The organism is Candidatus Synechococcus spongiarum SH4, from assembly GCF_000586015.1.
Taxonomy (GTDB): domain Bacteria; phylum Cyanobacteriota; class Cyanobacteriia; order PCC-6307; family Cyanobiaceae; genus Synechococcus_B; species Synechococcus_B spongiarum_F.
The window spans coordinates 1-22,732 of sequence record NZ_JENA01000001.1 but is presented as its reverse complement, the minus strand read 5'-3'; the positions used below and the strand labels follow the sequence as shown (position 1 = coordinate 22,732).

25 protein-coding genes and 1 tRNA gene are annotated in these 22,732 nt (G+C 62.9%); 11 read left to right on the top strand and 15 right to left on the bottom strand.

Annotated elements, in window-relative coordinates:
* Positions 1 to 3: 3 nt before the first annotated feature.
* Positions 4 to 1,071 (bottom strand): glucokinase, encoded by a 1,068-nt coding sequence (locus tag BG35_RS0100130; protein ID WP_025781155.1) that lies wholly within the window; start codon positions 1,069 to 1,071, stop codon positions 4 to 6.
* Complete coding sequence (gene thrS, locus BG35_RS0100125; RefSeq protein ID WP_201768397.1) at positions 1,068 to 2,879, bottom strand: threonine--tRNA ligase; 1,812 nt, start codon at positions 2,877 to 2,879, stop codon at positions 1,068 to 1,070. Before thrS ends, BG35_RS0100130 begins: the two co-directional genes overlap by 4 nt.
* A 98-nt stretch (positions 2,880 to 2,977) precedes the next feature.
* Here thrS and BG35_RS0100120 point away from each other — a divergent pair, with 98 nt between their 5' ends.
* Positions 2,978 to 3,421, top strand: coding sequence for an NINE protein (locus BG35_RS0100120; protein WP_025781153.1), 444 nt, complete (start codon positions 2,978 to 2,980; stop codon positions 3,419 to 3,421).
* A gap of 60 nt (positions 3,422 to 3,481) precedes the next feature.
* On the opposite strand, the gene BG35_RS0100115 is transcribed toward BG35_RS0100120, so the two are convergent.
* The gene (locus BG35_RS0100115; protein WP_025781152.1) at positions 3,482 to 4,018 is read right to left on the bottom strand and encodes a glycoside hydrolase family 24 protein; all 537 of its coding nucleotides are present in this window, start codon (positions 4,016 to 4,018) and stop codon (positions 3,482 to 3,484) included.
* Between the two features lie 334 nt (positions 4,019 to 4,352).
* On the opposite strand from BG35_RS0100115, the gene BG35_RS0100110 reads away from it, so the two are divergent.
* Genes BG35_RS0100110 through BG35_RS0100100 form a run of 3 tightly spaced genes read left to right on the top strand, consistent with a single transcriptional unit; the run spans position 4,353 to position 6,063 of the window.
* Positions 4,353 to 5,087: a hypothetical protein gene (locus BG35_RS0100110; protein WP_161632479.1), complete on the top strand. Its 735-nt coding sequence runs from the start codon at positions 4,353 to 4,355 to the stop codon at positions 5,085 to 5,087.
* The gene (locus BG35_RS0100105; RefSeq protein WP_025781150.1) at positions 5,084 to 5,803 is read left to right on the top strand and encodes an N-acetylmannosamine-6-phosphate 2-epimerase; all 720 of its coding nucleotides are present in this window, start codon (positions 5,084 to 5,086) and stop codon (positions 5,801 to 5,803) included. Before BG35_RS0100110 ends, BG35_RS0100105 begins: the two co-directional genes overlap by 4 nt.
* Positions 5,804 to 5,853: 50 nt before the next feature.
* Positions 5,854 to 6,063 (top strand): hypothetical protein, encoded by a 210-nt coding sequence (locus tag BG35_RS0100100; RefSeq protein ID WP_025781149.1) that lies wholly within the window; start codon positions 5,854 to 5,856, stop codon positions 6,061 to 6,063.
* A gap of 110 nt (positions 6,064 to 6,173) precedes the next feature.
* Here the strand turns inward: BG35_RS0100100 and BG35_RS0100095 are convergent, their stop codons facing one another.
* From BG35_RS0100095 to BG35_RS13785, 4 genes are all read right to left on the bottom strand, one after another.
* Positions 6,174 to 6,383, bottom strand: a complete 210-nt coding sequence (locus tag BG35_RS0100095; RefSeq protein ID WP_025781148.1) for a hypothetical protein — start codon at positions 6,381 to 6,383, stop codon at positions 6,174 to 6,176.
* Positions 6,384 to 6,452: 69 nt separating this feature from the next.
* Entirely contained in the window at positions 6,453 to 6,707 is a 255-nt protein-coding gene (locus BG35_RS0100090; protein ID WP_236619718.1) for a hypothetical protein, read from the bottom strand.
* A gap of 67 nt (positions 6,708 to 6,774) precedes the next feature.
* Positions 6,775 to 7,647 (bottom strand): ABC transporter permease, encoded by an 873-nt coding sequence (locus BG35_RS0100085; protein ID WP_051506053.1) that lies wholly within the window; start codon positions 7,645 to 7,647, stop codon positions 6,775 to 6,777.
* A 193-nt stretch (positions 7,648 to 7,840) separates the two neighbouring features.
* Positions 7,841 to 7,963, bottom strand: a complete 123-nt coding sequence (locus BG35_RS13785; RefSeq protein ID WP_269087811.1) for a hypothetical protein — start codon at positions 7,961 to 7,963, stop codon at positions 7,841 to 7,843.
* Between BG35_RS13785 and BG35_RS12905 the strand changes: the two genes are divergently transcribed.
* Entirely contained in the window at positions 7,912 to 8,340 is a 429-nt protein-coding gene (locus BG35_RS12905) for a type II secretion system protein (protein ID WP_269087810.1), read from the top strand. The two genes, BG35_RS13785 and BG35_RS12905, sit on opposite strands and share 52 nt — an antisense overlap.
* A 60-nt stretch (positions 8,341 to 8,400) precedes the next feature.
* On the opposite strand, the gene BG35_RS11315 is transcribed toward BG35_RS12905, so the two are convergent.
* The 5 genes from BG35_RS11315 to BG35_RS11310 form a co-directional block, all read right to left on the bottom strand.
* The gene (locus tag BG35_RS11315; RefSeq protein WP_236619717.1) at positions 8,401 to 9,015 is read right to left on the bottom strand and encodes a hypothetical protein; all 615 of its coding nucleotides are present in this window, start codon (positions 9,013 to 9,015) and stop codon (positions 8,401 to 8,403) included.
* Positions 9,016 to 9,082: 67 nt separating this feature from the next.
* Complete coding sequence (locus BG35_RS12525) at positions 9,083 to 9,547, bottom strand: hypothetical protein (protein WP_161632477.1); 465 nt, start codon at positions 9,545 to 9,547, stop codon at positions 9,083 to 9,085.
* Positions 9,456 to 10,082, bottom strand: coding sequence for a PulJ/GspJ family protein (locus BG35_RS0100065; RefSeq protein WP_034416184.1), 627 nt, complete (start codon positions 10,080 to 10,082; stop codon positions 9,456 to 9,458). The genes BG35_RS12525 and BG35_RS0100065 overlap by 92 nt, the downstream gene beginning before the upstream one ends.
* A complete protein-coding gene (locus BG35_RS12900) occupies positions 10,079 to 10,264 on the bottom strand; it encodes a hypothetical protein (RefSeq protein ID WP_161632476.1) in 186 nt (61 codons plus the stop codon). The genes BG35_RS0100065 and BG35_RS12900 overlap by 4 nt, the downstream gene beginning before the upstream one ends.
* 21 nt (positions 10,265 to 10,285) lie before the next feature.
* Entirely contained in the window at positions 10,286 to 11,467 is a 1,182-nt protein-coding gene (locus BG35_RS11310) for an LCP family protein (RefSeq protein WP_080687946.1), read from the bottom strand.
* A 1,148-nt stretch (positions 11,468 to 12,615) separates the two neighbouring features.
* On the opposite strand from BG35_RS11310, the gene BG35_RS0100045 reads away from it, so the two are divergent.
* Complete coding sequence (locus tag BG35_RS0100045) at positions 12,616 to 12,876, top strand: hypothetical protein (protein WP_025781139.1); 261 nt, start codon at positions 12,616 to 12,618, stop codon at positions 12,874 to 12,876.
* Positions 12,877 to 13,026: 150 nt separating this feature from the next.
* Here the strand turns inward: BG35_RS0100045 and nadC are convergent, their stop codons facing one another.
* Positions 13,027 to 13,887, bottom strand: a complete 861-nt coding sequence (gene nadC, locus BG35_RS0100040) for a carboxylating nicotinate-nucleotide diphosphorylase (protein WP_025781138.1) — start codon at positions 13,885 to 13,887, stop codon at positions 13,027 to 13,029.
* Here nadC and BG35_RS0100035 point away from each other — a divergent pair.
* The 5 genes from BG35_RS0100035 (at position 13,886) to BG35_RS0100015 (ending at position 22,154) form a co-directional block, all read left to right on the top strand.
* Positions 13,886 to 17,560: an Eco57I restriction-modification methylase domain-containing protein gene (locus BG35_RS0100035; RefSeq protein WP_025781137.1), complete on the top strand. Its 3,675-nt coding sequence runs from the start codon at positions 13,886 to 13,888 to the stop codon at positions 17,558 to 17,560. The two genes, nadC and BG35_RS0100035, sit on opposite strands and share 2 nt — an antisense overlap.
* 135 nt (positions 17,561 to 17,695) lie before the next feature.
* Positions 17,696 to 17,767: transfer RNA gene (locus BG35_RS0100030), tRNA-Val, on the top strand.
* A 146-nt stretch (positions 17,768 to 17,913) separates the two neighbouring features.
* Positions 17,914 to 18,279 carry an AbrB family transcriptional regulator gene (locus BG35_RS0100025; RefSeq protein WP_025781136.1) on the top strand — a complete coding sequence of 122 codons (366 nt, stop codon included), beginning with the start codon at positions 17,914 to 17,916 and terminating at the stop codon, positions 18,277 to 18,279.
* Positions 18,280 to 18,374: 95 nt separating this feature from the next.
* Complete coding sequence (locus BG35_RS0100020) at positions 18,375 to 21,470, top strand: valine--tRNA ligase (protein WP_080687945.1); 3,096 nt, start codon at positions 18,375 to 18,377, stop codon at positions 21,468 to 21,470.
* Positions 21,471 to 21,536: 66 nt separating this feature from the next.
* Positions 21,537 to 22,154, top strand: coding sequence for a TVP38/TMEM64 family protein (locus BG35_RS0100015; RefSeq protein ID WP_025781134.1), 618 nt, complete (start codon positions 21,537 to 21,539; stop codon positions 22,152 to 22,154).
* Here BG35_RS0100015 and BG35_RS0100010 read toward each other — a convergent pair whose 3' ends face one another.
* Together BG35_RS0100010 and BG35_RS0100005 are read right to left on the bottom strand one after the other, a co-directional pair.
* Positions 22,155 to 22,349 carry a hypothetical protein gene (locus tag BG35_RS0100010; protein ID WP_025781133.1) on the bottom strand — a complete coding sequence of 65 codons (195 nt, stop codon included), beginning with the start codon at positions 22,347 to 22,349 and terminating at the stop codon, positions 22,155 to 22,157.
* A gap of 42 nt (positions 22,350 to 22,391) precedes the next feature.
* On the bottom strand, positions 22,392 to 22,679 hold the full coding sequence (locus BG35_RS0100005) for a BRCT domain-containing protein (protein ID WP_025781132.1): 288 nt from the start codon (positions 22,677 to 22,679) through the stop codon (positions 22,392 to 22,394).
* Positions 22,680 to 22,732: the final 53 nt, after the last annotated feature.

The following is a 22,732-nucleotide window of genomic DNA, read 5'->3' as shown; positions in this document are numbered from 1 at the left end:
TTGTTAAGAATGAATGCCCATGTTGCCCCACGGGCTGCCCCTCCGCCCGGCGGACAGTGACGGTCCATTGGCCAACTGACGGGCCCGCTGCGCCGCGGCGAACAGGCCGGCCTCCGGGGCGGTCAGTGCGTGAACGGGCGCCTTGGCGGCAAGGGGCTGGAACCGCCCCACCCGCTGGAGACGTTGCAGGAAACGGGGTGAGCGCAACTGTGGCAGTTGCTTGACGGTCACCCCGCCAGCCAGCCAGAGCCCCCCTGTGCAGAGGCTGGTGAGCAGGAGATTGGCTGCTGCGGTTCCACAGGCCTCCGTCCAGAGGGCCAGAGCCTCTTGACAGAGGGCATCCCCCTGGGCTGCCCCGGCGGCAACCCGGGCGGGCAGATCAACTGTTGAGTGGGTGAGTCGGGTTTTCAGGGGATGGGGGGCGGGATGGGTGGCCAGCAGCCAGCGACCAATGTGCCCCAGCCCTGTGCCGCTGGCCACCCGCTCCACCGAGAGACGCTCCAGGCCCAGATCCGCCCGCAGCCACTGTCTGAGCTGCCATTCCCGCGTGGTACACGGGGAAAACTCCTGGTGCCCCCCTTCGCTGGGGCAACTGCACAAGCCGGCGGGCGTGGGGATGCCCATGGCCATGCCCAGTCCGGTCCCCAGGCTCAGAATGGCCACCGTCCCACCGGGTTGTGGTTCGCCGGCTTGCAGTTCCACCGCCATGTGGGGTTGAAGATGGGGCAACCCATAGACCAGCACAGCAATGTCGTTCACCACCTCCACGGCGGACAGTCCCAGGGACCGGGCCAACTGCTGTTGATCCACCACCCAATCCAGGTTGGTGAGACGGGCCAGGCCCTGCTGCACGGGTCCCGCCACGGCAAAACAGGCGCTGGCAAGCCGGGTTGGCGTCCCTTCAGGACCCTCCCGCTGGAGAAAATCCCTCAGCATCCGGTCAAAACAGGGCCACTCCCGGGAGGCGTAGCGGTGCTGCCGTTGCAGACACAAGCCCTCCTCCGTAAGGCCGTAGACGGCCAGCGCGGTCTTGGTGCCCCCCACGTCGGCCGCCAGAACGGTGGTGGTCATGGAACCAGGGTGGTGCGGCGACTGGCAGCCGCCCCGCTGGCCAGCTCCACCAGTCTGGCTTGCGCCATGGCGCCCAGATCCCCCTGCCGTCGGGTGCGCAGACTGACGGAATCCGCCGCCATCTCCTGCTCGCCAAGGATGGCCAGCACGGGAATTTTTTGGGTCTCCCCGTTGCGAATCAACTTACCCAACCGCTCCCCACTGCCCGCCACGGTGGCGCGCACACCATGGCTGCGCAACCGGGTGGCCAACCCCTGGGCCGCTGTCAAGGCTGCGGCCGTCACCGGCAGGATGCGAATCTGCTCAGGCGCCAGCCAGAAGGGCAGATCCCCCCCATACTCCTCGATGAGGATGCCAATGAGCCGCTCCAGGGAGCCGAAGATGGCCCGGTGCAGCATCATGGGGCGTTGGCGGGAGCCGTCCTGCGCCACGTACTCCAGATCGAAACGCTCCGGCAGGTTGTAGTCCACCTGCACCGTCCCCAACTGCCACTCCCGCTCAAGGGAGTCGTACACGAGGAAATCCAGCTTGGGGCCATAGAAGGCCGCTTCTCCGGGACCCTCTACAGTGTCCATGCCCAGGTGGTCCACGGCCCGACGAATGGCCGCTTCCGCTTGGTCCCAAGCCTCGGGGCGGCCAATGATTTTGGTGGTCTGAGGGCCACGGAAGCTGAGCCGCGGCTTGAACTGCTGGAACCCCAGATCCCGGAACACCGTGAGGATCAGATCCACCACCTGCCGAAACTCCTCGTCCAACTGCTCCGGGGTGACGAAGAGGTGGCTGTCGTCCTGGGTGAAGCCCCGCACCCGGGTCAGCCCCCCCAACTCCCCACTCTGCTCATAGCGGTAGACGGTGCCGAATTCCGCCAGACGGTAGGGCAGGTCCCGGTAGCTGCGCAGTTCCGCCTTGTAAATCTGAACATGGAAGGGGCAGTTCATGGGCTTCATCACAAAGCCTTCTTCTGCAGCGCGCTCGGAATCGTTCTCCGCCATCAGCGGGAACATATCCTCCTTGTAGTTTTGCCAATGGCCCGAGGTGCGAAACAAATCCACCCGGGCGATGTGGGGGGTGACCACGTGCTGGTAGCCCCGCTGCTGCTGCTGCTGACGGAGGTAGTCCTCCAGCAGGCTGCGCAGTTGGGCGCCCCGGGGCGTCCAGAGGGGCAGACCGGAACCCACGCTGTCACTGAAGAGGAACAGGCCCAGTTCCCGCCCCAGTCGGCGATGATCCCGCCGCTGGGCTTCCTCCCGGCGGCGCTTGTGCTCCGCCAGTTGTTCCGGGGTTTCAAAGGCGGTGCCGTAGATGCGCTGCAACTGGGCTCTGGTTTCGTCCCCCCGCCAGTAGGCGCCGGCCACGGTCTCCAGATCCACGGCGTCGGGATTGATCTCGGCGGTGTTGGCCACGTGGGGGCCTGCGCACAGGTCCCACCACTGATCCCCCAGGTGGTAGAGGGTAATGGGTTCCTGGAGATCAGCCAGAATCTCCAGCTTGTAGGGCTCGCTGATGGCCTCGATCCGCCGCTGCGCTTCCTGGCGGCTCACCTCTTCACAGCGGAAGGGGAGCTTCTGCCGCAGGATCTTCTGCATGCCTTTGCGGATTTTCCTGAGATCCTGGGGGGTGAAGGGTTCCGGGGCGTCAAAGTCGTAGTAGAAGCCCGTCTCTGTCCATGGCCCGATGGTGACCTGAACGTTCTTGAACAGACGCTGCACCGCCATGGCCATGACGTGGCTACAGCTATGGCGGATGCGCAACAACTGATCGCTCTCGCTGGTGCGGGGCAGGTGAAGGGGGGCAGAAGAGATGGACACAGGGGCGAACTGTGGTGAATGATCCGGGCAGCAGAACAGGCCCGGAAGAAATCTAAACTTCCCGCCCCCTTACACTACCCGGACCACCCGGACTCCCCATGGCCTACACGCAAAACCAGGCTCCCCCCGGTGAGCCGCGCAGTGTGGGGACAGCCTATCTGCTCTGGGTTCCGTCCCTGCTGGGGGTGGCGGGCCTGCACCGCTTCTATACGGGCCACTGGGGATCGGGTCTGCTCTGGCTGTTCACGGGTGGGCTCTGTGGCGTGGGCTCTGTGGTTGACCTGTTTCTGATCCCCGAACAGGTGCGGTCGTTTAACCGGTCAGCCCTGGGGTCAGGTCAACAGGCGCCCATGACCCTGGGCCAGAGCATCCTCGCCCTGGCCAGGCGTCGGGGTGTGCGGGGGTTCACCTTCAACGATGCCGTGCTGGAGTTGGGGCATTCCCCTGAGGCGATTCGCCCCGCCCTGGAAAGCCTGATGCTGGAGGACTGCCTCCACGTCGCCAACGACCCGGAGGGACGGGTCATTTACCGGGAGCCTTGAGGGCCAGTCCCTCCGCGGTTGGGATCAGGGGTGGGGCAACGCCGCCCCAGGCTGGCCAACCTAGGCCCCTGTCTCCCGGTTCAGCAACGCCAACTGCCTGTCGTAAAAGTCCTTCAACTGATCCCAGGACTTCACGTGCTGGCCGTAGCCGTAGTAGCTGCCTCCCCAGTGAGTGGGCAGGGCGGCCCATTCCGGGGCCAGTTGGTGCAGGGCTTCACGGGTGAGGACGCCCTTGTCGATGTTGGCTTCTTCCGCATCGCTGAGGCGGTTGCGAACCAGCCAGCGGGCCACCTGATCTTGCCCGGGGGGGGAAAAATCTTCAATGCGCAGCCACCCGGCCACCTTGTTCCAGGTTTTCCCCATGAACTGGTAAGCGCCAGCCGCGCTGCTGTTGAGAGCGTTTTGCTTCACCACAACGAACTCGGGGTGCTTCGAGAAGGGATTGGAACCGGGGATCACCTCGGAAATGAGGCGCCCTCCGTAGATCACCTGGTAGCCAGCCTCCGTGCCGCCTCGCCAAGTTCCTTCCGCAAAGCGAATGGTGCGCAGCAGAGCCTCCATCCCATGGCTGTGGTCGTGGAGGTAGCGCCGGGGCATGGCTGCGTTGGCTGTGGTGACCGACCGGGGATAGTGGAAGGCTGTTGTTGGAAACGGGGGAAAAGGGGAAAAGGGAGAAGCTTGAGCAAAAAGGGGGGTGAAGCTTAGGGCAAGAGCAGTCCCAACGGCGGATAAAATTCGGCTTCCGGGAGGCGTGCATGAGCCCATGGAGCGCAAGAGTGAGGACACAGATATGAAGCTTGGCCGGATTGTTCCTGAGACAAATCGTAAAATATCCAGTTCAGGAAGTGGACACCGGAGAACAGGGGCAGGGGCAGGGGCGTGACGAGACAGTCGGCCCGGTGTGACACTTTCGGGGTTGCACAGGCTTTCCTTGCGCCTTGCCCTCCGGCCCTGCATGCTCCCATGGCGATCTGTTCTCAAGATGGTCCGGGAGCGGGTGATTGCCCAGGTCAGGCCACGCCTGCGGCATTGTCTGGAGGAGAGGGATCGCCCAGGCATCCTGAGCCTCACCACATGGTTGGTTCATCGCCATGGCCATGCCCTACTTCAACAACTGCTCAGCCAACCCGAGTGGTCAGGCCATCGCCTGTGGTGGGCAGAGCAGATCCACCATCTGAACCTTGAGCTTGAGCTTCCGCCACAGTCGGATCTCCAGTCCCGATTCCACTCCGGGAACGGCTCAACGGACAAGGGTCGTCAAGGGGATCAAACACGAGACAAGGTCTCAATCGCCACCAGGAGCACGGCAAACCGGCCGGCGCCCACCCCTCGGCCAGACCCCGAGCCCCAGGAACGGCGCCCACCCCTTGACAGGTGTCCGGCCAATCCAGCCAGTCGGACGGAGCCCGTGGAGCCGGGCGGTGATCAGATCAGGATCACGCCGGCCCAGGTGACCAAGCAGCGGCTGAAGGCGGTCCAGGCAGCCAAACCCGCCTTCCGTCCCGGTGAGGACGGGGGAGATCCCCCCCGTGCCCCGGCAACCGGCGCGGAACGGCCCGCCGGCAAGGAGCGGCCCAAGGGGACATCCCCCGGCCGACAACGCCGTTCCCGTCATCTGCGGAGTTGGCTGCCCCGCAGCCGGCTGCCCCATCAGGATGCGGCGTGAGCGCCAATCCAACCGGCAAGGATGGCCTGGATGGGGGATTGATTGTTTCCGTTCAGGCGCCCCAGGATTCCCCGTGTCACGCCACTGAGGTCATTACCGCCATGGCCGCCGCCAGTCTGGCCAACGGCGCTGCCGGTGTGCGGCTGGATTCCCCGGAGCATGTGGCGGCCGTACGGCGCCGTTGTCCGCAAGCGTTGATTATCGGTCTTTGGAAACGCTTCCACTTCAAGAGCCCGGTCATCATCACGCCCCGGTACGAAGATCTGGCCGCCGTCTGGGGGGCGGGGGCAGACGTGGTGGCCCTGGATGCCACGGACCGGCCCCGTCCCGGGGGAGAAAGCCTGGCGGAGATCGTCACCCGGGCCAAAACGGAGCTGGGGGTCACCCTGATGGCCGATATTGACACCATGGCCAACGGGGAGCGGGCCGCGGCCCTGGGCTGTGACTGGGTGGGCACCACCCTCTACGGCTACACCCGGGCCACCGCCCATCAACACCCCCCGGGACTGGAGTTGTTAAGGCCCCTGGGTCAGCGACTGGGAATACCCGTGTTGTGTGAAGGGGGCATTTCCTCACCCCGGCAAGCCCGGCAGGCCATGGACCTGGGGGCCGCGGCCGTGGTGGTGGGCACCGCCATCACGGGCATCGATCAACAGGTGAGCTGCTACAGTCAAGCCCTGGCCCCCTGCCGTGGGACCCGCCAGGGGAGGAACTGAGGAGAGTCTCGAAACAGCCGTTCCCCGCCCAAGCCGGATAGTCTGGGGATATGGACACTCCTTCCCCACTGCTTTGGACCCTGCTGGTGGAAGCTGGGGCATTGATGATGCTGATCTATGCCCCGACGCGCATTTATCTGTCCTTTACAGAGGTGATGCGGCAACGCTCCAAAAAAAGACAGGTGCTGAAGGATATTCGCCAACTCAAGCGGGAACTGCAGGATCCTGTCAACCCGGCGCCTCTGGCCAAGGCGGACTGACCCCTGCCGGCGCTCGGGCCGGTCTGTCCCATGGCCATGCTCTGACGGGCCGGACCGGAGCGCCAGACAGATGGCCGGATCCGGCGCCTTCGCCACGGTCACAGGGTCAATCAGCCGGCGGCTCGACCCATGTCGGTGGGCTTGATCCGGAGCAGTTGCGCCCCATACTGCTCGTTCAAATCCGCCTGCTGGCGCCAGACCTTGAGTAGTAACTTGGCCAGACTCCGTAGCTCGTCGACATCCTGACAGCGGTCAATGACGCGAGAGTACTGCTCAACAGTGAAGCCTCGGCTCAGGGAAAGGGGACTGGATGAGGCCATGGCCCTGACAGGTTGGTTCACAAAGTTTAACAAATTATTGTGCCGGCTGCAAGCCCCTGCCGCTGCCGTTCAAAACTCCACAAAGATGTCGTCCCGGCCATCGCTGGGTTCCGGGATCTGGCGGCTCGGGTAGCGGGGCAAGAGGAGGGCGTAGGCCAACAGGAGGCAGGCCAGGGGCAGATGGAGGCGGCCACAGCACAGGGCCAGAACCAACAGCACGGCGGCCACCAGCGTCTCAAAGATGGCGATGACCTCGTCGCTGTTGCGGCGCGACTTGCTCCACACGAATACCGCCAATCCCAGCAACAGAAGGGTCACCATCAAGACAAGGGCGGCTCCCGCCTCCCCATGGGGTATCCGGCTTGAGTCTAGCGTTGCCGGGAGGGTTGACTCAGCGCTCGGCCCGGCCGATGGTTTCACTGCGGGATAACCAGGCGTCCACCCCCTCTCCGAGGAAGGAGAGACCCAGCACCAGACCGAACATGGCCAGGCCGGGATAGAGGGCTGTCCACCAGATGCCAATGGGCACCGCCACCAGGGCCTGCTGCAGATCGCTCCCCCATTCGGGCACGGTTTCCGGCAGCCCCAGCCCCAGAAATCCCAGCCCCCCCAGCACCAGCACCGCATCCGCGGCATTGAGGGTGATCAGCACGGGCACCGAGGTGATCACGTTGCGCAGCAAATAACGGCGCAGGATCCACACCGGTCCGGCCCCCAGGGATCGCGCCGCAGTGACGTACAACTCCGCCTTGGCCCCAGCCGTCTGGTTGCGCACCATGCGGAAGTACTGGGGGATGTACACCACACAAAGCGCCAACGCCGCGTTGACGAGGCTGCGCCCCAGCAGAAACGCCATCACCACCGCCAGCAGCAGCAGGGGCAGGGTGTAGAGGGTGTCCATCAGCAACACCAGCAGCCGATCAACGGCGCCTCCCATGTAGCCGCTCACCATGCCCAGCGGCACACCCACCGCCAGGGCCATGGCCACCGCCAACAGCACCACCTGCAGGGCCACGCCGGCGCCGGCCATGGTGCGGACACACACATCCCGCCCCAGCCGGTCCGTGCCACACCAGTGGGCCGGGCTGGGGGGCGCAAAGGGGGGATTCTCCAGGCCGCTGTTGGGATCAGGAAGCCAACCACTGGCAACGAGCAGGGGCATCGCCAAGGCCAGCAGTCCATAGATGGCCACCATCACAACCCCCACCCGGGCCAGACGGGCCGAGAGGGTATCCAGGGGGCGGCGGAACCAGCGCCAGACCATGGCCACCCCATGGCCATCCACACCGTTGGGGCTGGATTCACCAGCAGGAATCCGGGTCATGGGTCAACCGCGGCAGGTGAGGGAACCATGGGAACAACCGCGCCGCCATTCCCCATGGTTGACCGTTCGCAAGCATTGAAGCTCACCCTAGACCTGCTCCGGCAAGCTCAAACCGGCCGGTGGACGCCAAACGTCAATCCGCCAACACCTGCCCCCGCCCCCATGGGTGGCCACCGTCCCGGTTCCCGACCCCGGCGGCTGCCGTTGCGGTCACAATCGTGGCGCCAGCCAGGCCGGAAGCACCCTCCGGCTGCAACAGGCTTCACCCTGGTGGAGTTGCTCATTGTTGTGGTCATCATTGGCGTGTTGTCCAGTGTGGCCATGCCCGCTTTTCTGGGGCAACAGAACAAGGCCAAGATCAATGCGGCCAATATCCAGGCCCGGGGGTTGATGTCCTACTGCCTCTCCTATTTCATTGATAATGGGAAGATGCCAGAAACCGGTGACAAGGAGTATGATCGTCTTGCAAAAGATCCCAAACATGCAATTATCCAGTGGGCCGTTACGCGGCAAAATGATAAATGCCAAGTTAATATCACGGGTAACAACATCACACTTTCTCAAAGCGGGATATTCGCTATTGAGGCCAGTGGCGATGCCACAAGGATTCAAGCCACTCCTGCCAAGAAGTGAGTCATCTCCTTGCTTCCTGCGGTGCTGCGCCCCCTGCTCCCTCCCTCGTGGGACAGGGGTTCAGTTGTTTGTCTTGTCCTCCTGGGAATCTGCCCCCACGAGGTTGTGGAGGCCCACCACGGCGCTGGCGGTGGAATCCTCCCGGCCCTGGCTGAGGCGAACCGTCACCAGGCCGGTGTCGGGCTCCATGCAGACGGACAGGGGGAGGGGGAAGGAGTTGCCCACCTCCACACCCCTGGCTGTAGGGCACTGCTGCCATGGTGTTTCCGGAGGTTGGAGCCTGTCAATGAGCACCCGGTTTAAGAAAGCCTTCTGGCTCCACACACCGGCTTTGGTGAAGGCCGGCCCACAACGCAGCAGCACGCGGCTGGCCCAAATGCTGGAGGGGGCAGGACCGATGGCATAGGTGATCGGCCCGGCTTTTTTGGTGGCAATCACCAACACCGGCTGGCGCTTGTTCATGGAGCAGCGGTGTTGGGCCTGGGCTGGATTCAGCAACACGTCGTCTCCCTGGATCAGGTCGTGACGGATCAGATCCAACGCCCGCTCCCGCTCTTGTCGCTGCCGCCAACCCTTGGCCATGCGCCCCACCACCTGCCCGTCCGCCAGCAGCGCGTTGAAGCACACCAGGGCCAATCCCGAGGCCAGCAGCAACACGATGAGCAACTCCATCAAGGTGAAGCCGCCAGCGTCACCTTGATGGGCGCCCCGTTGTCTGAAATGAGGTGGCAATACCCAGGGCCTAGTTGTCCTTTTCATGTTTGACGCACTTGTTCTTGTCGCTGTCGTAGACCCCTGTGCGGACGGTGCCCAGGGGCAGGGCAATCACGAAGCAGCGCTCCATGGTCAGGTCCCTGTGACCCACCACCACGGTGCCCCCTGCGCCGCTGAACAGTCCCGTGGGGCCAATCTCCACGTCCCGGGTCATGTTGGTGGTGATGCGCAGCCCCGGCGCGGTGGCGGTGAGGTCACGGATGCCGGAGCAGGTGGGAGAAGCGCTGTCAAGGGGCTCCCCCCAGCCGGACGGGGTCAGGGCCATGGCACAGGCTTTGCCCTTGGCCGCCGCCCCCGACCGGGACACCTCCAGACCATGGAACAGGGACTGCACAGCCCCGTCACGGCGTTGCCGCGCCAGCCAGTTCTGACTCCTGGGCAGCACAAGGCCCGCCAGCAGGCTCAGCAGAACAGCAGTGATCAGCAGTTCCACCAGGCTGAATCCCGCCTCCTGCCGGATCCTGGTCTCCCGAACCTGACCCGGTGACCATGGCTTTGGCTTTGTCGTCACAAACGGCTTCATCACAAATGGAACCTCTTCTCTCGAATGCCAGCAAGCGTTCCCGCGGCGCTTGCAATTTGGGGGAGGAATAGCGAATGGCCAGCACGGGCGATGCATCGTCCATGAACCACTGGCGCTCCACGGTTTCCGGCAGGTCATGGGGGAGGGCCTTGAGTTTCTCCCGCAGCTCAGCCAGGGGCATTTCACACGCCCAGGGCGCCTTGGTCTTCAACTGCTGAATCACGAAGCCCTGTTGCCGTTGCAGGTCCTGCTCAACGGCATCCAGGAGCACCTGTCGTTGGTTGGCCTGTTGCACCAGGGCCTGCCCCTGGCTCCAGCCCCGGAAGCTGCCCGCCAGGGCAAAGGCAAGAATGCTGCTGCTCACCACCACCTCCACCAGGGTGAAGCCGGCGCTGTCCCTGGAGCCGTGGAGCCGCAAAGGCTGTCTCTTCAGGATGGGCATCATGAACCCTCGCCAGCCTGGGCCTTGGCCTGAAGGTGGCTCATGCGTTCGTTGTGATTCGCATCGGCGCGCTGCTGGGCAGTCTCCTGGCGCGCCACCTGCTGGTGGCGCAGTTGGGCCCAGGTCTGCACCGCCGCCGCAGTGCCCCAGAGCACGAGGGCGGTGATCAAAGCCAAAGGGAGCACGGCAAAGCCCGCAACTGCCCCTTATGGTTCCCCCGTTTGATCGTTGTTCTGCTCCACGGGCTCTACGGGTAGCTTTATGGGTGGGGGAACCACCGGGGGCGGGGCAGGAAACGGCAACCTGTCCTGCAGGGCGGGCGGTACAAACTCAGGGGTTAAGGCGCCCCTCTCGGGGGGCGGGGCAGGCTCGGAGGGCAGGGTATCCTGCTGCTGGAGCAGGAAGTCTTGCCGTGGTGAAAGACCGACAGGTTCAGGGGGCGCATCTCCTTCCTCGGCAAACCAGTAGCTCAATCCCCTGTAGTAATCCTCACGACCCGGCAGGGTATCGACGACGGCTCCACCGCTGGTAAAGAGCTTGGCAATGGTGGGGAGGTCTTGGAGATCCAGGTTGGTAACGAACTGCCCCGCCTTCACCTCCTCTTCCAGGACCTGTATCAGCATGGGCAGGCGCGCCCAGGTGGCCGGGTTCTGAAAAACGTCCTTCAAGGCGCCGATCACCTCCTGCCGCCGTTCCAGTCGACCGATGTCGCCGTCCCGACCACGCCAGCGGATAAACTGTTCCACCTGCTGGCCGTTGAGCTTCTGCCGACCTGGCTCCAGATCGATGAACAGGCCCTGACTCCGGTCGCGATAGACCATCCGCGTTGGAACCGTGACGGTCAGGCCGCCGAGGGCGTCCACCAATGCGGCCACAACGCCTTCATGGACCACCACAAGGTGGGGGAAATCGGCGCCCACAAGATGGGCCACCTCTTCTTGAACAGCCTCGGCTCCGGCCAGGCTGTACAGCTCGCCGATTTTCCAGGAGCCCAGGGCCTCGCTATGGGTAAAGGTGTCGCGAGGAATCTGGGTGATCCGGGTTTGGCCGCGCTGCAGGCGAATCGCAACCACCACGTCGGCATTGGCGCCGATGGGATCGATGCCCAGCAACACCACATCGCCAGGGCGGCGGAAGCGGTGACGCGCTTCCGGTGAGAGAACCTGTTGGCCTCCCCAGAACACCGCCACCAGCAGAAGCAGGGGTAGGGACAGCAGCGCCCAACGCCATGGGGAGCGGAGCAGGACGCGCTTCAGATCGACCTTCAGCTTCAGTTGAGGTGGAGCAGGAAACCATAGTTTGCCGCAACGGGAGTCCGATATGCGGCTCTCAAGCACAAGCGTCTGCTTTCCAGATCTAAGCTTCCCCGACAAATCCGCCCCCCGCATGCCATGGCGATACTCTGCAAATCAAGACTCTGGCTGACGGTGGCTGTGTTGCTGGCGCCAATGTCCCCAGTTCTGGCCCCAAGCGTGGGGGAATTCTCCATGGTGCTCAGTTCCACCTACAACTACACCAATCTCAAGCAAAACGGCACGGTTTTTACAGCGGGCGGTTTGCAAGGCAGCGCAGCGGTGACAAGCAGCAGCGGTCCCTTGTTCCACCATGGCCAAAGCTTGTTAAGATCCTGTGTTGTGTTCTCAGAGCGATCTCAAGAGGATGGTGGAGATGGAGACTAAGCCTGGATGTCGGTCTACAGAAACCAAGGCGACCCCATGGGATCCCAAACAGGGGGGAGGGGCGCCTAGAGCTTGTTGGCGGTACGGGAAAGACATGGGCATAACAAGCCACTGCACCTATGACGTCCAATACCTCATCCCAAGCCTTGGCGTACTGATGGCGGATTGCAACTGGAGCACGCCCTAGACAAACGCTGGGCAAGGCTCAACTTCCGTCGTTTCCGCATCCCGCCCCCATTGGATTTCTTTCCGTGACGCCATACTACGCTAAGCAGTGGTTTTTCTATGGCATTTCCATGGATTTCTTGCGGAAGTCCACCACCTGGCTGATCATCGCTGATCATGGCTGGCCTGGTAACGCCCCTGTCTCCCGTTCTCGCGCAAACCAGTGGTCAATTTACTGTGGTTGGTCATTTTGCCTACTCCTATAAACAGATTCAACATGGCCGGAACTTTCTCCAATCCTGTGTGGTGTTCTCGGAAGAGTCCGTTGATGGCATCAGCTTGACGGGGCCTTGCACTCACCGAAACGCAGGCCCATGGCGAAGATAGGCTGTTTTCGTCTCAATCAGGAAACAGGAGGGCCTGGATGAGGCGAACAGCGGGGGAACAGGCCGTATGAACCTGGTGGGCGGCACAGGCAAATACGCCGATATCACTGGCCAATGCTCCTATGAGACCGAATATTTTACCACACGCACCCTCGTTACCACGGCGGAGTGCGCCTGGAGTCAGCCTTAGGCCAACGGGGCCAATGGCCCGGAGCGGAGCGTCAGGTCAATTTTTATGATCCGAAGGGAGAAAAGAGGAGATTCGACGGTTGAGGCATGGGATCCTGGCTCCCATGTGTCCCGCCGATGGCCATGTACCCCCACCAGCCCCTGAAAAGCGCCCCGCGCCGCTCCTTTCATATTGATTACATCGACCCTCTAGGGGGGCCGGGAACCTTGCTCATGGAAGGGTTAAGCGTTGGAGGAACCTTGAAGGACGCTGAGCGGCGCTTCCCGGAACTCACCATCACCAGGGTCTACCTGCAAGCCAACGATCTCAAACAGGTTGCTTCCTGGAAGAATCTCAATTCCGGATCAGGGGGCCAAGGGACCCTTCCGTCACGGTGAACGTGGGCTTGACCAGGGGCTTGACCAGGACGGAGACTGTGGCGCCACAGGAACAGCCCCGCCGATCCCCTGGCGCGGAGACATGGGGGAAAAGACCATCTCTTGGGGAATCCAGGGTTACGGCTGTTGGACTCCCGGTTCCGGTTTTGCTCAGGCTTTGCAGAAGCGCATGGCGAGATCCAGCCAGGAGGAGCGGGTCACAGGAGCGCTGGTGGAGATGAGGTCAATGTCACAGGCGGCGTAGGCCCGCAATTGCTCGGGTTGGACGCCGGAAACTTCCAGCACCAGGGCCTTCCCCCGCTGCCTGGCCAGGTGACGCAGCTTGGGGGTTAGTTCTTCCACTGCCTCCGGGGTGAACTCATCCAGCAGAACCCCTTCAGCGCCAGCCCCCACAGCCGCCTGGGCCTCGGCATCGGTTTCCGCTTCCACAATCACCGGCGCCGGCCAGGGCGCTTGCGCCCGCACCCGCTGCAGCGCAGGGACAATGCCACCGCACCAGGCCAGGTGGTTTTCCTTCAGCATCACCGCATCATCCAGCCCCATCCTGTGGTTCAGGCCACCCCCACAACGGACGGCGTATTTCTCCAGCAGACGAAGGCCGGGTGTGGTTTTGCGTGTGTCCACCAAGTGGATGCCGCTGCCCGTAAGTTGCCCCGCCAACCGGGCGGTGGCCGTGGCCACACCCGACAGACGCATGGCCAGATTCAGGGCCACCCGTTCACCCGCCAGCAGGTCTGCGGCGGGACCATGGAGGCGCAGGAGTTCCGTGCCCGCAACCACGTCCTTCCCGTCCGCCACCAGCACCTGCACCCGCACCGCCGGGTTCAGCAGTTGGAACAACCGGGCAGCCAATGGGCCGCCACAGAAGCGGCCTGGCGCTTTGGCAAGCCAGACGGCACAGCCTTGAGCATCCGCCACGGCAGGGGCGCTGAGATCGCCGCGTCCCAGATCCTCCTGCAGCCAGCGTTCTAGGTTATGGCGGAGTTCCGGGGTCCAAAGCAGGGCAGCCATGGGGGAAAACAGTGGCGCTGGAGCCATGGTGACCCATGCCCATGTCCACGGCTTGACCCACGACGCCCCTGATGCAGCGTGGGTCAAGACAGGGGAAGGACGTCTGTTCAGCCGCAGCTTTCTGGATGGGGAACTGAAACACACCCAGCCCTGGCAAACCCTGGACAATCAGCAACTGGAGTCCACCAGGGTGGAGTTGGCGTCCATTGTCTCCAGCATCAGCGCCGGCCTCCCATCCAGGGGGGCGGACACCGCAAGACATACCCTGATCTGGCCCGTGCTCCGTTGTCTGGGATGGCGGGAGGGGCAAGGCCTGATGGTGCTCAAGACAACGGCATGGCAGGTCAATCTGGACCAGGGCCACGACCGCCAGCCGGCGCCGGCGGCCGCCATGGTCGCTGTGCTGCGCCAAGTGGGACGGCCCCGCTGGGGCATCCTCACCAATGGCGACTGCTGGCGATTGTACGACGGCCAGGCCCGCTCCGTTGCCCAGGGATTTCTGGACGTGCAACTGCTCCAGGCGCTCAAACAGCCCCACCTCCTGAAGCGGTTTGTGGTGTTTTTCCGCCCCCAGGCCCTGGGGCGGCGCCAGGACGGTCAATGCTGGCTGCAGACCGCCTTGACCGCCCATGGGCGCCATCAGGAGCGCATTGCCACGGCATTCAAGCAGCAGGCCTGTCATCAGGTGTTCCCGGCTCTGGCAACGGCTGTGGCCCAGGCTGCCCCCACAGCGCCAGCGGCCCTGGTGCGGGAGGCCGGCCTGGTGCTGCTCTATCGCCTGCTGTTCCTTCTCTACGGAGAAAGCCGCGGCCTTCTGGACTCCGGCACATCGGGCAATCGCAACAGTCTCCATGGTCTGGTCAGCAGGGTGGCGGAGACCCGGCCCGGGGGGCCGATTGCGTCCCGGGAACAGCACAACCACTGGACCACCATTGCCGCCCTCTTCCGGGACATTGCCCGCCGTCAATCCCGTCCGGGGCGACCGGGACAGGGCATCTTCTCGGCCGAGCGGGCGCCGCTGCTGGCGGCCGTAGCGTGCAGTGACGAGACGGTGGCCACTGTGTTGATGGGGCTGTGCTTTACCCGTCAAGGCCAGCCCATTGATTATGCCGACCTGGCAATCGAGCAGCTTGGCGCGTTATATGAGCAACTCATGGCCTACAGGCTGAAGCGTGACGGGGACCGGTTCACCATGGCGCCCAACCGGTTATCCCGCAAAGCCGCAAGCTGCTATTACACCCCAGGGGCTCTGGTGGATCTCGTTCTTCAGGAAACCATCGCCCCGTTGGCGCAAGGTCGCTCTGTCCGGCAACTGCTCAACTTGAAGATCTGCGACCCCGCCATGGGCACGGGCAATTTTCTCCTTGGCCTTCTGGATTATCTCGGCGACGCCGTGCTTGCCGTCAGCGCATCGAGTCGACCTTCACCCATTGACAACGGTCAAACGGCGCGCAATCTGGTGCTACAGCACTGTATCTACGGCGTGGACAAGGACCCCATGGCTGTGGATCTGGCACGGATGGCATTGATGCTCCACGGCAATTCTCCGGACCCAGGACACCTGAATCATCATCTGCATTGCGGCAACAGTCTGTTTGGCTGCTGGATCAGGGATGCGGTGGAGACCATTCGCCATGCAGATGGATGGGCAACGCTACAGACGTTGCTGCAGTCCCGCCGCAAGGCCGCTGCCGCCATTGCCGCAATGGACGCCACAAGGTTGCCAAACCCCGCCAGCCGCCAGCATTGGCGCGCCCTGCGGGAAGCCAATGGGCCGCTGGAGACCGTGTTGTCCGCCATTCATGCAGGGCACTGGTTGGAATCGGCGCCAGCCCAGGACCGGGACCTTGTTCATGACCTGTGGGGTGGCCGTTGGGGCAATCCCGTTCATGTGGTGACAGGCGTTGTCCCGGTCACTGAGCCGGAACTGGTCCGGATCCTGGACCGGATGAACGCCGTTATCAACGAAGAGCGGTTTTTTCACTGGCAGTTGGCGTGTCCCGGTCTTTGGCCGGAGGGGGACGGCGATCATCACGGCGGTGGTTTTGATGCCGTGATCGGCAATCCGCCCTGGGACAGGGTGAAACTCCAACAGGTGGAATGGTTTGCACAAAACTGCCCTGAGGTGGCCTGGGCGCCCCATGCGGCGGCGCGGCGGCAGCGCGTTGCCCAACTGCAACGCCTCCAGGCTCCCCAGGCCGTGGCTTATGCCCGTGCGGCGGCCCATGCGGCAGCAACGGCCCGGGTGGCCAAATCCTGTGGAGACTATCCCCTGCTGTCCGGGGGTGATCTCAATCTCTACGCCCTCTTTGTGGAGCGAGCCATGGCGTTGGTAAAGCCCCGTGGACTGGTGGGCATGCTAACGCCCTCCAGCTTGGCCTCCGGGAAGACGGGGGCAAGGTTTTTCCGCCGTGTTGTACAGGAAGGGCGCCTGAAGGTCTTGTACGACTTCGAGAACAGAAAGACTTTCTTCCCTGACGTTCATGGATCCTTGCGGTTTTGTGTCTTTGTTGCCCGGAAGGGTCCAGGAGCCAGTTCCTCCCCCGTGGTCGGAACGGCCCGCTGTGCCTTCCGCCTCGGCGGCATTGCCGAGTTGAAGGACCCGGAGCGGCGGTTTCTTCTGGGTGCGGACGACTTTGCCCGGGTCAATCCCAACACCGGGACGGCGCCTTTGTTCCGGAGCCGGCGGGATGCCCGGATCACCACAGGGATTTATCAACGCCTCCCGGTGCTGGTCAACCGATCAGGGGGCAGGATCCATCGCCCATGGCCCGTGACCTACAGGAGGATGTTTGACATGAGCGCCGACTCCCACCTCTTTCGCAGCGCCCCTGAAGGCCGCGGCTGGTTGCCCCTCTATGAGGGGAAAATGATGCAGGCATTCGACCATCGCGCTGCCGATATTGTGGTCAGCAGGAGCAACGTGTTTCGTCCTGCCCGGCAACATCCGTTGCGGAACGCTGAAAAGGTCAGTCCCGAGCGGCGCCCCCGTTGGCGCCATTACGTCAAGGTGGACGCCAGGCATTGGTCCTGGCCCGATTCATGGGTGGTTGCCTTCAAGGACGTCACAGCAACAACAAACATGAGAACCATGGTTGCAGCGATTCTGCCCCGGGCTGCCGTCAGCCATAAGCTTCCCCTGTTGTTATTAAACAGTAACATCAGCAGGCGAGGGATCTGGGCCTGTTTCATTCTTGCCAATCTAAATTCCATCGTTTTTGATTTCGTCGTCCGCCAGAAGCTTTACGGAACCAGTTTGACCCTCCATGTCCTCGAACAACTCCCTGTTGTGCCTCCGGACGGCTTCAACATTCGCATCGGTTCCACCACAGCCGCGACAATCATCAGGGCTGCCGTGCTGGAACTCACCTACACAGCCTGGGACCTTGCGGCCTTTGCCCGTGATCTGGGCCATGGGGGGCCGCCCTTTGTCTGGAATCCTCAGCGCCGTCTCCATCTGCGTGCAAGACTTGACGCCCTGTTTTTCCTTCTCTACGGCATCACTGGCGAGGAGGAGATTCGTTACATTTACTCAACATTTCCCGTCATGCAGAGACAGGAGTTGGCGCTTTACGGTGACCACCGTTCCCTGAAGGCCTGTCTCAAGGCGCTGAGAACATTGCAGAGAGTGGGCCATGAACCACTGTCGCAAGCACCGGACCTGGGGGCCTGAACAGGTTGTCCAGCCGAGACCGCGCTCCCACGGCATTCACGGAATCCCATGCTGTTAGGCTGTTAGGGTGCGGGATTCATGCTCCGGCTTCACCCGCTTCCGGTGAAACCCCAAGGCGCTGGATGATGCATCATCGGGCGATTAGCTCAGTGGTAGAGCGCCTGCCTTACAAGCAGGATGTCCCTGGTTCGAACCCTGGATCGCCCATCTGTATCTGTTTCCGCCAGCCTCGCTTGTGTAGAGGGGGCCATGACGGTGGGGCCTCGGGAAAGATTCCTTGTTCTCGTGTTTCGCACTGGCGCCGCAGCATGCTAGATTGACTAGCGTCCAGGAATCCTCTTTTGGTCCAAACGATGCTGACAAAAACAGAGCTTCTCAAAAAAGTCCACGAGCTTGCTGACGCCAGCAAATCGGATGTGGTCCGCGCCTGTGGCTACGTGTCCACCACCAAGGATGGGCGTGATCGCCTTAATTTCACGGCTTTCTACGAGGCGGTTCTTGATGCCAAGGGTGTGGAGATTGGGCGCGGCGGTGGTGCGAAGAGCGGGCGCAAACTCAGCTTTATGGCCAAGGTTCAGGGCAACGGCAATTTGCTCATTGGCAAGGCCTACACCAAGAAACTTGGCCTGAACCCCGGTGACGAGTTTGAGATCAAGCTGGGCCGGAAACACATCCGTCTTGTTCCCCTGGGCGCCGAGGACGACGGCGGGGAGGAGTGAGTGTTCGCCGCTTGAGGCAATCCCCGCCGCCCCCCCCACCGGTCCCGGGCTGCTGAAAAGCCTTGTTGAACGATGACGCAAACCCCTTCGCCTGAATGATGCTCCAACACACAGAGCTTCTCAACAAGGTCCATGAGCTTTCTGGCGCCAGCAAAGCAGAAGTCATCCGCGCCTGTGGCTACGTCACCACCACAAAGGATGGCCGTGAACGTCTCAAGTTCACCGCCTTTTACGAGGCGCTGCTCCAGGCCAAAGGCGTGCGGATTGGCGGTACCCCCCAAGGGGGCCGTCAACTGGGTTTTGCAGCCAGGATTCAGGGCAACGGAAACCTGCTGATTGGCAAGGCCTATACGAGACGACTGGGTTTGGCGCCCGGTGATCGGATGGCCATCGAGATCAGGGATGGCCAGGTGATGCTCGCCGTGATGGAAAAGGGCGGGCCTGGGGTGGACGAGCCCCCGATGGCCACCCCCCCGGCCATGGCGGCAATGGGGCAATACGACCCCAAGCCCGTGGAATCCCGCTGGCAGTCGGCCTGGGAGCGCTGTGGTGCGTTCCACCCGGATCCCCAGGCCCCCGGCCAGCCCTACGGGGTGGTGATTCCACCCCCCAACGTGACGGGCAGTTTGCACATGGGCCATGCCTTTGAAGCGGCCCTGATTGACACCATGGTGCGGTTCAAGCGGTTGCAGGGGTACAACACCCTCTGTCTGCCGGGTACGGATCACGCCTCCATTGCGGTGCAGACCCTTCTGGAGAAACAACTGACCCAGGAAGGGACCAGCAAAGACCAGCTTGGCCGTGAAGCATTCCTGAAGCGAGCCTGGGCCTGGAAACAGGAGAGTGGCGGAACAATCGTGACCCAGTTGCGTCGTCTGGGTTTTTCCGTGGACTGGCAACGGGAGCGCTTCACCCTGGATCCTGGGCTCAGTCGGGCTGTGCAGGAATCCTTCCTGAGATTGCATGAGAAGAGTCTGATTTATCGCGGGGAATACCTGGTGAACTGGTGCCCCGCCTCCGGCTCGGCCGTGAGTGACCTGGAGGTGGAGATGAAAGAAGTGGACGGTCGTCTCTGGTATTTCCGCTATCCCCTCACCGACGGATCCGGTCACCTGGAGGTGGCCACCACCCGCCCCGAGACCATGCTGGGGGACGTGGCGGTGGCGGTGAACCCCGGCGACGAGCGCTATGGGCCATTGGTGGGGCGTACCCTCACCCTGCCCCTGGTGGGTCGCCAGATTCCCATCATTGCCGATGATCACGTGGACCCCCAATTCGGCACCGGCTGCGTAAAGGTGACCCCGGCCCATGACCCCAACGACTTTGCCATGGGTCGCCGCCATGGCCTCCCCCTGGTGACGATCATGGACAAGGACGGGCGCATGGCTGAAGCTGCCGGCCCGTTCCGCGGCCTGGACCGCTTCGAGGCGAGACAGGCGGTTGTGGCCGCTCTGGCCGCGGAACAGGCTTTGGTGAAAGTAGAGGATTACCGCCACAGCGTTCCCTATTCCGACCGGGGCAAGGTTCCGGTGGAGCCCCTGCTCTCCACCCAGTGGTTTGTCCGGACCAAGCCTCTGGCGGAGGCTTGCCTGAAAGCCCTGGACCAGGAACACCCCCGCTTTGTTCCCCAGCGTTGGGCCAAGGTGTACCGGAACTGGCTCACGGATATCCGCGACTGGTGCATCAGCCGCCAGTTGTGGTGGGGGCATCGCATTCCCGCCTGGTTTGTGGTGAGTGAAACCGACAACCAACTGCGCAGTGATACGCCCTACGTGGTGGCCCGCAACGAAGTGGAAGCCCATGAAGAGGCGCAGCGCCGTTATGGCCCGGAGGCAACAATTCAACAGGATGAAGACGTTCTCGATACCTGGTTTTCCAGCGCGCTGTGGCCCTTCTCCACCATGGGTTGGCCGGACGAAGAGAATGCCGATCTGCAGCGCTGGTATCCCAATAGCACCCTGTTCACCGGTTTCGACATCATCTTTTTCTGGGTGGCCCGCATGACGATGATGGCCTCGGCCTGCACCGGCGCCATGCCCTTCGCCGACGTGTACATCCATGGCCTGGTGCGGGACGAGCAGAACCGCAAGATGAGCAAATCCGCAGGCAACGGGATCGATCCTCTGGTGCTCTGTGAACGCTACGGGGCGGATGCCCTCCGCTTCGCCCTGGTGCGGGGTGTGGCGGGAGCAGGGCAGGACATTCGTCTGGATTTCGATCCCGTCGCCCAGGCCTCCAACATTGTCGAGGTGTCGCGGAACTTTGCCAACAAGTTGTGGAATGCCACCCGCTTTGCCCTGCTCAACCTGGATGGGGCCACCCCCGCATCCCTTGGTCCGCCGGATCCCGACAAACTCTTGATCGCAGATCGCTGGATCCTTTCCCGCTTGGCGCGCACCAGCCGGACCATGGCGGAGAAGCTGGACAACTACGGCTTGGGGGAAGCGGCCAGGATCCTCTATGAGTTTGCCTGGAACGATGTGTGCGACTGGACCATTGAACTGCTCAAGCGGCGCCTCAACGGCAACAGTCCGGAGGATCGCCACACGGCCCAGCAGGTTCTGGCTTTGGTGATTGAGCAACTGCTGGCCCTGGTCCACCCTTTCATGCCCCACGTCAGCGAGGAACTCTGGCATCGGCTGACCGGCGCCCATCCTGATGCCTTCCTGGCCCTGCAGCAGTGGCCCCGGTTGGATCAGGGCCACCTGGATGATCAGCTTGAACAGCAGTTTGCAGCCCTCATTGACGCCATTCGCGTGGTGCGCAACCTGCGGGCGGTGGCGGGCTTGAAACCCTCCCAGACGGCGGCCGTGCTTCTTGTGAGCGATAATGAAGCATTGTGCCAACTGCTACAGGAGACGCAAGCGGACATTGCCAGCCTCACCAAGGCCGGGACGGTGAACATCAGCAGCACCGCTGTCAACCTGCCCCGCTGTTTGAGCGCCGTCAGTGGTGACCTGCAAATCCTGCTTCCGGTCGGTGGTCTTGTGGACATGGAGGCCCTGCGGGGACGCCTGCAGAAAGATCTCGGCAAGGCGGAGAAGGAGATCGCCGTCCTTTCCCAGCGCCTGCACAATCCCAGGTTTCTGGATCAGGCGCCCCAGGACGTGGTGAGCAGGGTGCGCTCTAATCTGAGCGAGGCTCAGCAGCAGTACCAGTTGGCCCAAGGTCGTCTAGCCTCCCTGGGCTAAGGGAGGGCGTTCCCGCCCCATCCTGCACAGGGTTAGCCCCGGTCCCAGATCCCCGCCACCACCGCCATGTCGCCCTTGATCGAACACATCGAGACCTTCCTCAGGGAACTGGGCCCGGTGGGCTGGATCGTGTTTATTGCCCTGTATGCCCTGGCGGTCACCTTCTATGTGCCGGGCTCGGTGCTGACTCTGTTGGGCGGCGCCTTGTTCGGGCCGCGGCTCGGGGTGCTGGCGGTGCTGGCGGGCGCCTTTCTGGGCATGGCCGGGAACTGGTTTCTCACGCGCCGGTGGCTGCGTCCCCGGGCCCAGAGGAAACTGGAGCAGAACCCCCGCCTGCAACGGGTGGAACAGGCGCTGAGCCGGGACGAGGGTTGGAAGCTGGTGGCGCTTCTGCGGTTGTCGCCGCTGTTTCCCTTTGTTCTGATCAACCTGGTGTGCGCCCTCACCAGCAACCTGCGCTTCCCGGCCTACATGGCAGCCTCGGCCGCCATCCTGCCCGGCACCATCCTCTACATCTACATTGGCGATACAGTCCGCCAGGGGTTGACGTTGGATGGCGGCCTGGAGCAGTCCCAGTTTCTTCTTCGCCTCGTTGGCGTGGCAGCCACCTTTGCCGTGGTGTGGGTGGTGGGACGCACCGCCAGCCGGGTGCTGAAAAAGCAACTCAATGAACCGGACACCTGATCAGGCGGCCCGGAACAAATTGCGAATGCTGCGGCTGACGGGGGACAGGACAACGTCCCGCAACACGGCAATGGCCACAAACCAGTACAGACGCAGGCGGGCCATGAGGCCATGACGCTGAGCCCGCTGAGCCAAGTGGGCGTACTTGGCGCGACCACAGTCCGTTTTGATCCAGCGTTCAATGCCTTGGTCCATGACCTGACGGGGAAAACAACCTTCAGTCTGGCGCAGTTTTTGTCATATGGGCCGAGGCCCTAAACACTTCAACAGGCCATCCTCATCCAGAATCGCCAGCCCAAGGCTGCGGGCCTTGTCCAGCTTGCTCCCCGGATTGAAGCCGGCCACCAGGTGGGTGGTCTTCCTGCTGACGCAATTTCTTACAGTTCCTCCTGCCGCCTCAATCCGCTGGTGCGCTTCAGCGCGGCTGAGGGAGGACAGGGCGCCGGTGAGGACAAAGGTCTTGCCGGCGAGAGGTCCTGTGGGAGATGGGGTCTTATGGTGGTTTGCGTCAGAGCACTCCTGCATCCGGGTCCGAGGGCGTCTGGCCTGCTTTGTGGTTGTTTCTCTGCATGAAGCCA